Genomic DNA, 13,511 nt, shown 5'->3' with positions numbered 1-13,511 from the left:
TTGCCACGTGCGTATTTAGACTCAATGAGCGCAAATATTAGAGTGCTTCTGCTGATGAATCGCATAGCCTCGTATCGCGTGGCGTGCTATAATCTTATCGCAAAAAAAGTCGATTTAACCATTGGTTATACAGATAAAGATGACGATCCGAGGCAGGGTGATTATAATCGCATCTGTTTGCCTACTTGGAGGATTGGCCACTGGCGTATTCAAAAGCCAGGATTTAGATCGCTGTGTAAGCAGTATGATGTCGTCATTTTTGTTGGAGATCTTCATAGCGTGAATTACTGTCTTTTGCCCTGGATGGGTGGGCCGTTTAAAACAGCGGTCTGGTGTATGGGTATCCGGGCGTCATATACTAAAATATACGATATAAAGAGAAGGCATACGATTATTGATTGGGTGTATGGCCTAATGCTGAGAAAGTCCGATGCCTGTATTTTTTATATGAAGGAGCCCCTGAAATTTTGGGGTGATGCGATAGACTATAATAAGGTGTTCGTCGCTATAAATACAGTTCCGGTGTCGTATGTAGACCATTGCACTCCTAGGAAAAATGTGTTGTTTGTTGGAACGCTGTATAGAGGGAAGGGAATTGAACGTCTGTTGAATGTGTATAATCAAGTGCTGCTCGATGGACTGTTGCCTCCGCATCTCGATATTGTCGGCGACGGTGAGGAGCGCGAAGCGCTTGAGGGTAAAGTTAAAAATTCAGCCCTTTGCGATTATATAAGCTTTCACGGCGCAATATATGATGAAGATGTTCTCGGTCGATTGTTTGCTACGGCGATCGTCTGTGTTTCTCCGGGCCAGGCTGGACTCACTGTACTCAAATCAATGGGGTATGGAGTACCGTTTGTGACTTCTGAAGGTGCCATAACCGGCGGTGAGATATTAAATATTGTTCACGGATACAATGGCATGATTCTTTCAAACGACGAAGACTGGAGGCGGCTGGTCGTCCAGATTACTACCACCCCTGAGGTCTTTGGGGAGATGGGGAGGAGGGCTAGAGAGTACTACCTCAAAAGTGCTACCACTGAAAAGATGGCTAGCGGTGTACTTTCGGCCATTGAGTATACGTTGGTGGCGCATCCGTAGCACTAGTGCGAATTGGTGGTTAATCCGAAATATGGCTTCGCTGCCTCTGAGAGGCTAGCTTTGGAGAGTGATGACCGCTGGCTTGTTAGCCCACGTTCTTCCGCCTAATCGACAAACACTAAATGACTCGCTCAGTGATTCATCTGGCGCCATCGGTGGGACGTCCTTCGTTTGGACTCGGACCTCCGCCGTTGAATCTTGCTCGCTACCAGGCAGTAATGGGCCTGAATTCCGGAATCTATTCTGCGGACCGTCAGACGGAGCTTGACTGGGCGAGCGCGAATAGTGGGTGTCCGCGGGAGCAGTTGTCTGGGTTTCGGCAATTTGGGCCGGGAAACGTCGTCTTTTCTCCCGCTATGTCTCGAGCACTCTGGTCGGCTGAAAGGTGTGATTTGGTTCATCAGCATGGCACCTGGACATTGCAGGGGCTTTATGCGTCGATATGGGCGCGGCGATATCGGCGCCCTCTTGTTCTCGCGCCGCATGGCTCTTTTACTGATTGGGCACTTGCAAAGTCGCGCTTTAGAAAAAGGCTTGCTTGGAGGCTGTATCAGAGGTGGAACCTAATGTGCGCTTCGGCTGTTCACGCTGTATCGAGGTCGGAGATCCTTGAGACCCGTAGATTGGGGTATAAAGGTCCAATTGCCTATATACCAAATGGGATCTCGGCTGAGTGGATTGATAACCTTGCGGACGGCGATCGATTTCGTGCGGAGTTTCGCATTCCTGCTGCCGCCCGTATACTGCTTTTTTTGTCTCGGGTCAGCCCTAAGAAGGGCTTGGGCCTACTTATCGATGCATTGGAGCGAATTGATGAAATTCCCGTGAATTGGTGCCTGGTAATCGCTGGTCCTGATGAATTTGGATATGAAGCCGTGATCCGGTCCAGGGTGGCGGCCAGTAAAATCGCGGACCGGGTTCATTTTGTCGGGGGGCTCTTTGGCCAGCTAAAGAGAGATGCATTTCAGGCCGCGGACATATTTGTGCTACCAAGCTATAGTGAGGGCGCGCCGTTTGTTGTCTTGGAGGCTCTGGGGGCTGGATTGCCTGTGATAACGACGAAGGGTTCTCCGTGGTCGCGTCTTGTTACTGAGAAGTGTGGATGGTGGGTGGATATTGACGCTGCGTCTATGAAGAGTGCGTTAGTGTCAGCATTTGGGTCCGATACAACCCGACTGAGAGAGATGGGCGAGCGGGGGCGTGGGTTGGTCCGAGGTGAGTTTGCGTGGGAGGGGTTGGCCCGGCGATCCCTGGATCTCTATAACTGGCTGTGGGGTATCGGTGGCGTTCCTAGCTTTGTCGATAGAGGTGTGTGCTAATTTAATACCTAAGGATATGTTTCAAAATCGAAAGTTGCTGATCACTGGCGGTACCGGAAGCTTTGGAAATGCTGTATTGAGGCGTTTCGTGAGTACCGACATAGAAGAGATTCGCATATTTTCTCGTGATGAAAAGAAGCAGGATGATATGCGACGCCAATATGCGTCTACACGCGTTAAGTTTTATATTGGGGATGTTAGAAATATTGATAGCCTTCAGCAAGCGATGGCGGGGGTGGATTTTGTCTTTCACGCGGCGGCGCTGAAGCAGGTGCCGTCGTGCGAGTTCTATCCGATGGAGGCGGTGCGGACGAATGTGATGGGCACCGACAATATGCTGCAGGCCGCTTATGATAATGGGGTGAAGCGGGTCGTCGTGCTCAGTACGGACAAGGCTGCTTACCCGATCAACGCCATGGGCATCTCCAAGGCCATGATGGAGAAGGTCATGGTCGCGCGGTCGCGGGTGGCGGCGGAGCGGGGCCTGGTCTTCTGCGGGACCCGCTACGGCAATGTCATGGCGTCGCGCGGGTCGGTGATCCCGCTGTTCTTGGAACAGATCGAGCAGGGGAAGCCGCTCACGATCACCGAGCCCGAGATGACGCGCTTCATGATGACGCTCGCCGGCGCGGTGGACCTCGTGCTGTACGCGTTCGAGAATGCGAAGCCGGGTGACTTGTTCGTCCAAAAGGCTCCCGCCGCCACGATCGGCGTCCTGGCCGAGGCGATCAAGCGGCTGCTCAAGGCTGATAATCCGGTCAAGGTCATCGGCACGCGCCACGGTGAAAAGCAGTACGAGACATTGCTCACCCAGGAGGAGATGGCCCGATCCGAGGACTTGGGAGACTACTTCCGCGTTTCGTCCGACAACCGCGACCTGAACTACAATCTGTATTTCTCCCAGGGTTCGTCGAAGCCGGCCGAAGTCGAAAGCTACCACTCGCACAACACCCGCCGGCTGAACGTCGAACAGATGATGGATCTGCTGCTGGAGTTGGAAGAGATCCGGGACGCCATGCGCACGCGGGGGATTCCGGTTCCGGAGAAGTACCTGGCCCACGCCTAACCTGACGCCACCTAACACCATGACCACTCTCGTTACCGGCGCCGCGGGCTTCATCGGCCGGCATGTTGTCGAGGCGCTCGGACGCCAGAAGGACGCGCGCATCTTCGCCTACGACGTCAACTCCAGCGCTGAGGTCCTCGAGGAGGGGCTGCGCAGCGCCGACGTGATCGTGCATCTCGCCGGCGTCAATCGGCCGAAGGATCCGAAGGAGTTCGAGACCGGCAACACCGGCTTCACCGAGGAGATCTGCGCGAAACTGAAGGCGTTCGGACGCAAGCCGACGATCATCATGACGTCGTCCATCCAGGCCGCCCTCGATAATCCATACGGGGTCAGCAAGCTTAAGGCTGAGGAGGCGCTCGGGGCCTGGGCGAGAGAGTCCGGCGGTCGGGCGATCGTCTTCCGGCTCAAGAATGTCTTCGGCAAGTGGTGCCGGCCCAACTACAACTCCGTCACGGCGACGTTCTGTCACAACATCGCCCACGACCTGCCGATCAGCATCTCCGATCCCGCGCGGGTGCTGGAGTTGGTGTACATCGATGATGTCATCGCCGCCGTGCTTGGCGCGGCGTCAGAGACGAACAGCGGCGGCAAGCTGGAGTACCGCGAGGTGGAGACCTTCTATCGGGTCACCCTCGGTGACCTGGCCGCGAAGATTCAGTCGTTCCGCGAGTCGCGGCGGTCGCTGGTCCTGCCGTCGTTCGAAGAGGAGTTCACCCGACGGCTCTATGCCACGTACCTGAGTTACTTCGATGGTCCGCAATTCGGCTACGCGTTGGAGCAAAAGACCGATCCGCGCGGTTGCCTGGCGGAGTTCATGAAGTCGGCCCAGTTTGGCCAAATCTTCGTCTCCCGGACCAAGCCTGGCATCACCCGCGGCAATCACTACCATCACACCAAGACGGAGAAGTTCTTGGTGGTCGAAGGCGACGCCGTCATCCGCTTTCGGCATGTCGAGAACAACGAGGTGATCGAGCATCGGGTGAGCGGACACGAGTTCCGGGTCGTCGACATCCCGCCGGGGTACGTGCATTCGATCGAGAACGTGGGCACGACCGAACTCGTAACGCTCTTCTGGGCGAGCGAGATCTTCGATCCCCAGCGTCCCGACTGCTACTTCACAAACGTAATCCGCTGAGCCCCACGGCCAGTCTCTCCTCATGAAAGTAATGACCATTTTGGGCACGCGGCCGGAGATCATCCGGCTGTCGCGCGTGCTCGCCGCGCTGGACCGACATTTCGAGCACGTGCTCGTGCACACGGGCCAGAACTACGACTACGAACTGAACCAGGTCTTCTTCGAGGACATGGAGCTGCGGAAGCCGGACCACTTCCTCGATGCGGCCGGCGGCTCGGCGATGGAGACGGTCGGCAATATCATTGCGCGGACCGACGCCCTGCTCGGCACGGTCAACCCGGACGCGATTCTCGTCCTGGGTGACACCAACAGCTGCCTGGCCGCGTATCCGGCAAAACGCCGCAAGGTGCCGGTCTTCCACATGGAGGCCGGAAACCGGTGCTTCGACCAGCGCGTTCCCGAGGAGATCAATCGGAAGATTGTCGATCACATCTCCGACATGAACCTCTGCTACAGCGACATCTCGCGGGACTATCTCCTGCGCGAGGGGCTGCCGCCGGACCGGGTGATCAAGACGGGCAGCCCGATGTTCGAGGTACTGCAGCACTATCGTCCCAAGATCGACGCCTCCGATGTCCTGCAGCGGCTCAACCTCAAGGCCGGCGAGTTCTTCGTCGTGAGCTCGCACCGCGAGGAGAACGTGGATTCCCCGCGTCAGCTCGCCGGTCTCGCCGAGATCCTCAACGGATTGGCGACCGACTACGGCGCGCGCGTGATCATGTCCACGCACCCCCGGACGCGGAAGCGCTTCGACGCGGCTGGGATCAAGCTCGATCCCCGCGTCGAGCTGCTGAAGCCGCTGGGCTTCTCGGACTACGTGAAGCTGCAGCTGGAGGCGCGCGCGAGCCTGTCGGACAGCGGAACGATCACGGAGGAGTCCTCGATCCTGAACTTCCCCGCGCTGAATCTGCGCGAGGCGCACGAACGTCCGGAGGGCATGGAGGAGGCGAGCGTCATGATGGTCGGCATGTCGTACGCGGCCGTCCGCGACGGCCTGGCCATTCTCGCGAAGCAGCCCCGCGGGGAGAACCGCCTGCTCCGGATCGTCGGCGACTACTCCATGCCGAACGTCTCCGAGAAGGTTGCGCGTATCATCCTCAGCTATACGGCCTATGTGAACCGGGTGGTGTGGAAGAAGGCTGATCGTTGAGCGGCATCGTGGCTCGCGAACGCGTCATCTGGATTGTCTCGGAAGTCTTCTATCCGGAGGAGACGTCGACGGGGCACTACATGACCCGCATTGCAGCGGGTCTCTCGAAAACGTGCCGGGTCAAGGCCATCTGCGCACGACCAACATACAGCCGCCGCGGTACAAGGGTGCCAAGCCACGAGACTTGGCAGGGTATCGAGATATTCCGCTGCTGGTCTACCGCACTTAATAAAAACGTTCTTCCGCTTCGCCTCGTTAACCTCGTGACGGTGACGCTGGGCATCTTCGCCGTCGCTCTGCGCTGCTTCCGTCGCGGCGACGCAGTTCTTGTCGTAACAAACCCGCCTTCTTTGCCGTTCCTCGTCTACCTGGCTGCGCGAATGCGGGGTGCCCGGTGCGTGCTGCGGGTTGACGATCTCTACCCCGAGGCGATGATTATCGCAGGGTTGGTTCGCAACAAAGGCCTGACGGCACGGTTAGTAAATGCCGCGACTCGGTGGCTATATAGTCGCATGAGCGCCATCGTTGTGCTGGGTCGTGATATGGCACATCGGGTACATACGAAGGCCCATTTAGCGGCGAGTCGGGTGGTTGTTATCCCCAACTGGTCTGACTCTGACGAGGTGCGGCCGGCCCTTGGGGCAAGGAATGCTCTACTATTGGGCCTCGGATTGCAGACGAAGTTTGTGGTTGGGTATGCAGGAAATCTAGGTCCGCTCCAAGGTATTCCGTTCTTGGTAGACTGCGCTGAGCACCTGCGTGGCGATACAGAAGTCCAGTTCTTGTTTGTCGGTAGTGGCAAGATGGTGCCTTGGCTTAAGGAGCAAATTTCGGCCCGAGACCTCTCGAATATTACAGTGGTGGGGCAGCGCCCGCGCAGTGAGCAGAATGACTTTCTGAACGCTTGTGATGTTGGCCTTGTTTCGCTCGTGCCGGGAATGGCCGGGGTTGGGGTTCCTAGCCGATCGTATAACCTGCTTGCTGCAGGGAAGCCGATATTGGCCTGTGTCGAGACCGACTCAGAGATCGCACAGCTCATCGTTGACGAACGAGTCGGCTGGATTGTCGCGCCCGGCGACCACGGTGCGTTTCGGAAAGCCGTACTGGCCGCGAAAGCGGATCGTCCTTCCCTGATAGAAATGGGAAGACGGGCGCGTAGTGCGGCCGAAGGAAAGTATTCATTCGAAACGATCATTCGCCGTTACGAGCAGGTGTTGGTAGCTCCTCTCCCCAGTGGCAGCCGCTCCGAAGCCGGAGTGGTGTCGTCGTCCCTATGATGTCTGCGCGGATGTTGGTTACAGGCGCCAAGGGCTGGATCGGTCGGCATGTTGCGTTTGAGGCGGGCAAAGCCGGCCACTCGGTTACTGCACTCGATATGCCGCCGGCTGCCGCGGGCGCGTGGGCTGATTACCGGGTTGCGGATATCCAGAATGACTCCGTGCTCGCCTTGGCTGGTGACGTAGCCGTCCGCGGGGCTCGTGCGATCATCCACTGTGCAGGCTACGCGCACCGGCCGCGGGAGACGCCGGAAGAGGTGGCGCGGTTCGATGCGATTAACCGGCAGGGGACGGCGCGGGTGCTGGAGTTGGCGCGGCGGGCGGGGATTCCGCGCGTGGTGTATCTGAGTTCCATCGCGTTCTATGACTGGAGCTCTGGCGCGGAAATGGGGGAGGAGGACGCGCTGGCGACGCCGACGGCGTATGCCAAGTCCAAGCTCGATGGGGAGATGCTGTGCCGGGAGTCCGGACTCGACTGGCGCGTGGCGCGGCTGGGTACCGTCTTCGGCGCGGGGGATCGGGCCAATTTCTCCAAGCTCGCTGGTGCGATGGCCAAGCGTCGGTTCGTCGTCCCTGGCGCCGGCACCGCGCGGAAGAGTGTGCTGCCCGTGACGCTCGCCGCCGAGCTGCTGGTCGATCTCGCCCTGCGCGACGACGTGCCCGAGCGGCTCGTCAACCTGGCGCTGCCCGAAGCGCCGACGTTGGGCGAGATTTGTGGCGCATTCTCGCAGGCGTGCGGCTTCCCGGCGGCGCCGCGGGTGCCGTTGCCGATCCTCCGCGCCGCCGCGTTCGCCGGCGACATGATCGACCGCGTGAAACCAGGCTTCCCGCTTACGTCCGTGAACGTCCGCAAGCTCACCCAGTCCACCGTCGTGAAGACCGAGCGCATGCAGCGCGTCTGGCCCAACCGCCAATGGCCGACCTTCGCCGAGGCGCTGGCCCCCGCGGCAGAGTATTACCGCAGCCTGTGAGGCTGCGGCGTCGCGATCTGCGCGCCGCTAGAAATCCTGAAATTGGGCGCGTGCCGCGCGGAAAAGCTGGAATCCTGAAATGCTGAAATGGGGCGCCATGGTAGGCGCAGAAATCTAAAAATGCTGAAAAGCTGAAATTACGGAATGAAGACCACGCTATATAGATTCCGAGGTATAAATTTCAGAGTTTCAGCATTTCAGAGTTTCAGCTTTTCCCGCCGCGTGCTTCGCGGCCCCGGTTTCAGAATTTCCCGCCGCGTGTCCGATTTCAGCATTTCAGGATTTCAGCGTTTCAGCATTTCTCCCGCGGAGGCTCATTCATGAGCGGCCCGCGTCTGATTCCCGGCGGTTTGCACCGCGACGCCCGTGGCGAGGTGCGGTTCGTCAATGACTTCGGCCTCGAGGGCGTGGACCGCTTCTACGCCGTGTCGCCCGCGACGGTCGGCGAGGTCCGCGGGTGGGTTGGACACCTCCGCGAGGCCAAGTGGTTCTTCGTCACCCGCGGCGTCATCGAAGTCGGCGTCGTCCGCCCCAAGGTCTGGGGCCAGGTGTCGGCCAATGACGAGATCCAGCGCTTCCGGCTCGATGCCGATCACCCCGCCATCCTCGAGGTCCCGCCGGGGCACTATACGGGGAGCGTGGCGAGGACGGGTGGGGCCATTCTGCTGGTGTTTTCAACTGGTAAGATGGCCGATGCCAAAACCGATGATTTTAGGATGCCGTCCGTTGCATGGGAAATTTCGGAGTAGACTCTCATTACTACATAAATATCTGATATATGATCTACCTGCTCGGAGGTTCCGGATACGTCGGCCAGGCCTACCAAGCGCTCCTGCAGCGCAAGGGCATCCCCTTTCGCAATCTCCGTCGCGCGGAGCTTGATTACACCCAGCGCGCCACGCTGGTGGAGGCGCTGCGCCGAGACCGGCCGGAGTTCCTGATCAATGCCGCCGGCTACACGGGCAAACCCAACGTCGACGCCTGCGAGCTGCACAAGGCCGAGTGCCTGTTCGGCAACGCCGTCCTCCCGGGCACGATCGCCGAAGCCTGCGCCGAAGCGGGCGTGCCGTGGGGCCATGTTTCCTCCGGCTGCATCTACAGCGGCGCACGGCCCGACGGCTCCGGGTTCACCGAGGAGGACACGCCCAACTTCACCTTCCGCACCAACCACTGCTCCTTCTATAGCGGCACCAAAGCGCTCGGGGAGGAGGTCCTGGCGGGCAAGCCGCAGGTGTACGTCTGGCGGCTGCGGATCCCGTTCAACAATATCGACAATCCGCGCAACTACCTGACGAAGCTCCTGCGCTACCCGAAGCTGCTCGAGGCCACCAATTCGATCTCGCAGCTCGAGGAGTTCGTCGCCGCCACCTTTGCCTGCTGGGAGAAGCGCATTCCGTTCGGCACGTACAACGTGACCAACCCCGGCGCCATCACCACGCACGAGGTGGTCGAGCTGATCCGCCAAAGCGGCGTCAGCCGGAAGGACTTCGTCTTCTTCAAGAGCGAGGACGAATTCATGCACGTCGCCGCGAAGACCCCGCGTTCCAACTGCGTGATGGACTCCACCAAGCTCGCCCGCACCGGCATCTCCCTCACCCCCGTCCGCGAAGCCGTCTCCGCCGCCCTTCGCAACTGGAAGGCGGACGCGGTTGTTTGATGTACTAAGGTTTAGGGTCAAAAGTTCTGAGAAAATACGGCTCAGACCTAGATATTGAACTCACGGCTTTTCTGCAGTTTCCGGCGGCACGGGACCTTACTCCTTACACGTTAACCCCTATACAGTATGCAGATTCTCGTCACCGGCGGCTGTGGGTTTATTGGGTCGAATTTCATTCGTCAGCGGTTGCTCGAGCGCGGGTCCGCGGTCACGCGGATCGTCAACCTCGATGCGCTGACGTACGCCGGCAACCCCGCCAACCTGGCGGATCTCGCGTCGGATCCGCGGTACGTCTTCGCCCACGGCAGCATCGGCGACACCGAGCTCGTCAGCCGGCTCCTCGCCGAGCACCAAATCGATGCCGTCGTGAACTTCGCCGCCGAGTCGCACGTCGACCGCTCGATCGATTCCCCCGAGCCGTTCGTCCAGACCAACGTCGTCGGCACGCTGCGGCTCCTGAACGCCACGCGGCTCTACTGGGCCAAGCTGCCCACCGCGAAGAAGGACGCCTTCCGCTTCCTGCACGTCTCGACCGACGAGGTTTACGGCACGCTCGGGCCCAAGGATCCGGCGTTTACCGAGGAGACGCCCTTCGCGCCCAACTCGCCGTACGCGGCGTCCAAGGCCGCCAGCGATCACCTGGTTCGCTCGTACCAGCACACGTTTCACCTGCCGACGCTGACGACGAACTGCTCGAACAACTACGGGCCGTACCACTTTCCCGAGAAGCTGATCCCGCTGATGATCCTCAACGCCCTCGAGGGCAAACCGCTGCCGGTGTACGGTGACGGCCAGCAGATCCGGGACTGGCTCTACGTCGAGGACCACGCGGCCGCCATCTGGCTCGTGCTGCGCCAAGGTCGCGTCGGCGAGACCTACAACATCGGCGGGCTCAACGAGCAGCCGAATCTCGAAATCGTGCAGCGGATCTGCGCGCTGCTCGACCGCAAATCCCCGCGCGCCGACGGCCGCAGCTACACCACGCAGATCACGCATGTGGCCGACCGGCCCGGCCACGACCGTCGCTACTCGATCGACTGCACGAAACTCCAGCGCGAGCTCGGTTGGGCCCCGAAGGAATCCTTCGCGACGGGCATCGAGAAGACCGTCGACTGGTACCTGAATCACCGCGCTTGGGCGGCCGACATCACCTCGAAGAAGTACGCCCGAGAGCGCCTTGGCGTCGCCTGATGGCCGGCGCCGACGCGCGGTGAGGCGCGGTGGTGCGGTGATGTGTAAGGAGTAAGGTCTAAAGTGTAGGGTTCGGACCGCGATCGACGGAGAAGTAAGGGCGTTCAGGTTCGCATCCCCCCGCATGGCATACCGGTCGTTTGAGGAGCTGGAGGTTTGGCAGTTGGCCAGAAAGCTGGCACCGGACGTGTATCGCGAATTGGCAGCGTGCCGCGATTTCGGGTTCCGAGACCACCCTGCGACCGCCGGCTTGGCTCGGACCTTACACATTACACCTTAAGCCTTACCCATTCCGCGACCCTCAAGCCTTCGTCATGCGCTCCGATCCCGCGATCACCCCTCAGCCCCAATCGCTGCCTGCCGCCCCGCGTCGCGGAATCATCCTCGCCGGCGGTTCGGGCACGCGGCTGTACCCGCTGACGATCGCCGTCAGCAAGCAGCTGATGCCGGTGTACGATAAACCGATGGTGTACTACCCGCTGTCCGTGCTGATGCTCGCCGGCATCCGCGAGGTGCTCGTGATCTCCACGCCGCAGGACCTGCCGCTGTTCGAGCGGCTGCTCGGCACCGGCGAGAATCTCGGCCTCAAGCTGAGCTACGCCGCGCAACCCAAGCCTGAGGGACTCGCCCAGGCATTCCACATCGCTGAGGAGGTGGGCTTCCTTAAGAAAGAGCCCGCAGCGCTCGTGCTGGGTGACAATCTCTTCTACGGCCACGACCTCGTTAAGTCGCTCGGCCACGCAGCCGGACGGCAGGAAGGCGCGACGATCTTCGGTTACCACGTTGCCGACCCCAAGAGCTACGGCGTCGTCGAGTTCGCGCCGGACGGCCGCGTGCTCTCGCTGGAGGAAAAGCCGGCGCAACCGAAATCCAACTACGCGATCCCCGGCATCTATTTCTACGACCGTGACGTCGTGGCGTTCTCCCGCCGGCTGCAGCCCTCGAAGCGCGGCGAGCTCGAGATCACCGACCTCAACCGGCTCTACCTCGAGGCCGGCCGGCTACACGTCGAGATCCTCGGGCGCGGCACCGCGTGGCTCGACACCGGGACGCACGAGTCGCTGCTCGATGCAGGCCAGTTTGTGAGCGTCATCGAGAGCCGTCAGGGCCTGAAGATCGCCTGCCTCGAGGAGATCGCCTGGCGCCAGGGCTGGATCGATCGCGCCGCGCTCGAGGCGAACATCGCCCGCCTCGGCAAATCCAGCTACGGCGGCTACCTCCGTCGCATCGCCGAGGAGGAAGAGTGAATAGCGGCGGCGTACCCCTCTGCCAGATGGTATTTAGCCTACATTCGATAGCCGCATCGGTCATCGGCGTGTGCGCGCTTTCTACATATCTACTACTCTTTCCATGTCGTGCCGTCCTCCGCGGATGGGGAATCGTCGACAAGCCAAACGCTCGGTCGAGTCACACCGTGCCGACCGTCCGCGGCGGGGGTGTTGCGATCGTGGCCGTCGTTTCCGTCGTCATGGCGTGGCTGTGGTTTCGGGCCGAGCCGATCGTGCCAGGATTGATGACGGGCGAGGCTCAGAATGCCGGTGCTCAAGGATCTGACCACTTGCCTGCGGTGGCCGCCGCGCGGCTGCTGCCCCTGCTGGCTTTAGTGGTTGTCCTCGCGATCGTGTCGTTCATCGACGACCTCCGCGGACTGCCCGCCCGACTGCGGTTTGGCGTCCATGGCGCCACCGCCCTGATCGCCGTCTCCCTCTTAACGCATAACCTCGAACCGATAACCGTCGGCAGACTGGCCTTCGGCCTGGTGGCGACTGTCTGGGTCGCCGGGTACACGAACGCGTTCAACTTCATGGACGGCATCAACGGCATCGCCGGGATGCAGGGGCTGGTCACTGGGCTCGGCACGGCTGCCGTCGCGGTCGCCGCCGGGGTGCCGCCCGCACACCCCGCCGTGTTGCTGGCGCTCGCTGCGGCGGGTGCGTGTCTGGGCTTCCTGCCGCACAATTTTCCGCGGGCGCGGGTGTTCATGGGCGACGTCTCCAGCGCCGCACTCGGCTTCCTGCTTGCCGCGCTGGCGGTGTGGATCGCCTGGCTCACCTCGCCCTGGATGCTCTTCTGGCTCGGACTGCTCCACGCGAACTTCGTTCTCGATACGGGAGTGACGCTCGTCCGCCGCGCCCTGCGCGGGGACAAACTCAGCGAGGCGCATCGCGAGCACTTCTACCAGCGGCTGATCCGCGCCGGGTACAGTCACCCCCGCGTCACGCTCCTCGAAGCCGCCCTCCAGGTCGTCACCGGCCTGGCCCTCTGGCTCGGCACCCCGGCGTCCCTCAGCGCCAAGCTCGTCATCGCCGCCGCCGTGGTCGTGCTCTGGGGCGCGTTCTTCGGGTATGCGGAGTCTGTATTCCGCCGCGTGAATGCGGCGCCGGCGGCGTAGGCCGCCGGGTTGGGTTATCGGATACCGGTTATTGGTTATCCGGGCAGTTTTCGCTGCGCGCAGTTTTCGCTCCGCGAAAACTGAGGTGGGGGAGGCCACCGGCGCAGCGCGCCGGTAGATAGGTAGAATACAATCGCGGTCCACCGCCGTGAAGGGGCGCAGCCTGTCGGCGCCCGGAGGCGCCGAGTGTAAGCGTTCAACTTGGGCGTGGTGACGGGGCGATTCGTACCGGCTAGACTCGGGGGATGG

At 60.8% G+C, this 13,511-nt stretch carries 11 protein-coding genes; all 11 read left to right on the top strand.

What is annotated here, in order from left to right:
• Positions 1–24: 24 nt before the first annotated feature.
• The 11 genes from DB354_RS03685 to DB354_RS03630 all read left to right on the top strand — a co-directional run bounded on the left by DB354_RS03685 (position 25) and on the right by DB354_RS03630 (position 13,262).
• Complete coding sequence (locus tag DB354_RS03685; RefSeq protein WP_107834091.1) at positions 25–1,101, top strand: glycosyltransferase family 4 protein; 1,077 nt, start codon at positions 25–27, stop codon at positions 1,099–1,101.
• Between the two features lie 1,335 nt (positions 1,102–2,436).
• On the top strand, positions 2,437–3,486 hold the full coding sequence (locus tag DB354_RS03675; RefSeq protein ID WP_107834089.1) for a polysaccharide biosynthesis protein: 1,050 nt from the start codon (positions 2,437–2,439) through the stop codon (positions 3,484–3,486).
• Positions 3,487–3,505: 19 nt separating this feature from the next.
• On the top strand, positions 3,506–4,624 hold the full coding sequence (locus DB354_RS03670; RefSeq protein WP_107834088.1) for an NAD-dependent epimerase/dehydratase family protein: 1,119 nt from the start codon (positions 3,506–3,508) through the stop codon (positions 4,622–4,624).
• A 22-nt stretch (positions 4,625–4,646) separates the two neighbouring features.
• The gene (gene wecB / locus DB354_RS03665; RefSeq protein ID WP_199226788.1) at positions 4,647–5,774 is read left to right on the top strand and encodes a UDP-N-acetylglucosamine 2-epimerase (non-hydrolyzing); all 1,128 of its coding nucleotides are present in this window, start codon (positions 4,647–4,649) and stop codon (positions 5,772–5,774) included.
• Positions 5,775–5,782: 8 nt separating this feature from the next.
• Positions 5,783–7,051, top strand: coding sequence for a glycosyltransferase family 4 protein (locus tag DB354_RS03660; RefSeq protein WP_146180094.1), 1,269 nt, complete (start codon positions 5,783–5,785; stop codon positions 7,049–7,051).
• Positions 7,048–8,022, top strand: coding sequence for an NAD(P)-dependent oxidoreductase (locus DB354_RS03655; protein WP_107834085.1), 975 nt, complete (start codon positions 7,048–7,050; stop codon positions 8,020–8,022). Before DB354_RS03660 ends, DB354_RS03655 begins: the two co-directional genes overlap by 4 nt.
• Positions 8,023–8,342: 320 nt before the next feature.
• Positions 8,343–8,771, top strand: a complete 429-nt coding sequence (locus DB354_RS03650) for a hypothetical protein (protein ID WP_107834084.1) — start codon at positions 8,343–8,345, stop codon at positions 8,769–8,771.
• A 29-nt stretch (positions 8,772–8,800) separates the two neighbouring features.
• Entirely contained in the window at positions 8,801–9,679 is an 879-nt protein-coding gene (locus DB354_RS03645; protein ID WP_107834083.1) for a sugar nucleotide-binding protein, read from the top strand.
• Positions 9,680–9,805: 126 nt separating this feature from the next.
• Positions 9,806–10,870, top strand: coding sequence for a dTDP-glucose 4,6-dehydratase (rfbB, locus tag DB354_RS03640; RefSeq protein WP_107834082.1), 1,065 nt, complete (start codon positions 9,806–9,808; stop codon positions 10,868–10,870).
• Positions 10,871–11,184: 314 nt separating this feature from the next.
• Positions 11,185–12,117, top strand: coding sequence for a glucose-1-phosphate thymidylyltransferase RfbA (rfbA, locus tag DB354_RS03635; protein ID WP_107834081.1), 933 nt, complete (start codon positions 11,185–11,187; stop codon positions 12,115–12,117).
• Positions 12,118–12,284: 167 nt separating this feature from the next.
• A complete protein-coding gene (locus DB354_RS03630; RefSeq protein ID WP_158277350.1) occupies positions 12,285–13,262 on the top strand; it encodes a glycosyl transferase in 978 nt (325 codons plus the stop codon).
• The last annotated feature ends 249 nt before the right edge of the window (positions 13,263–13,511 follow it).

The organism is Opitutus sp. ER46 (assembly GCF_003054705.1).
GTDB lineage: Bacteria > Verrucomicrobiota > Verrucomicrobiia > Opitutales > Opitutaceae > ER46.
This window is presented reverse-complemented; position numbering and strand designations above follow the sequence as displayed.

Coding starts and splice junctions, on each gene's coding strand:
- DB354_RS03685 (WP_107834091.1), top strand. CDS start 25: ATGAGCGCAAATATTAGAGTGCTTCTGCTGATGAATCGCATAGCCTCG.
- DB354_RS03675 (WP_107834089.1), top strand. CDS start 2,437: ATGTTTCAAAATCGAAAGTTGCTGATCACTGGCGGTACCGGAAGCTTT.
- DB354_RS03670 (WP_107834088.1), top strand. CDS start 3,506: ATGACCACTCTCGTTACCGGCGCCGCGGGCTTCATCGGCCGGCATGTT.
- wecB (WP_199226788.1), top strand. CDS start 4,647: ATGAAAGTAATGACCATTTTGGGCACGCGGCCGGAGATCATCCGGCTG.
- DB354_RS03655 (WP_107834085.1), top strand. CDS start 7,048: ATGATGTCTGCGCGGATGTTGGTTACAGGCGCCAAGGGCTGGATCGGT.
- DB354_RS03650 (WP_107834084.1), top strand. CDS start 8,343: ATGAGCGGCCCGCGTCTGATTCCCGGCGGTTTGCACCGCGACGCCCGT.
- DB354_RS03645 (WP_107834083.1), top strand. CDS start 8,801: ATGATCTACCTGCTCGGAGGTTCCGGATACGTCGGCCAGGCCTACCAA.
- rfbB (WP_107834082.1), top strand. CDS start 9,806: ATGCAGATTCTCGTCACCGGCGGCTGTGGGTTTATTGGGTCGAATTTC.
- rfbA (WP_107834081.1), top strand. CDS start 11,185: ATGCGCTCCGATCCCGCGATCACCCCTCAGCCCCAATCGCTGCCTGCC.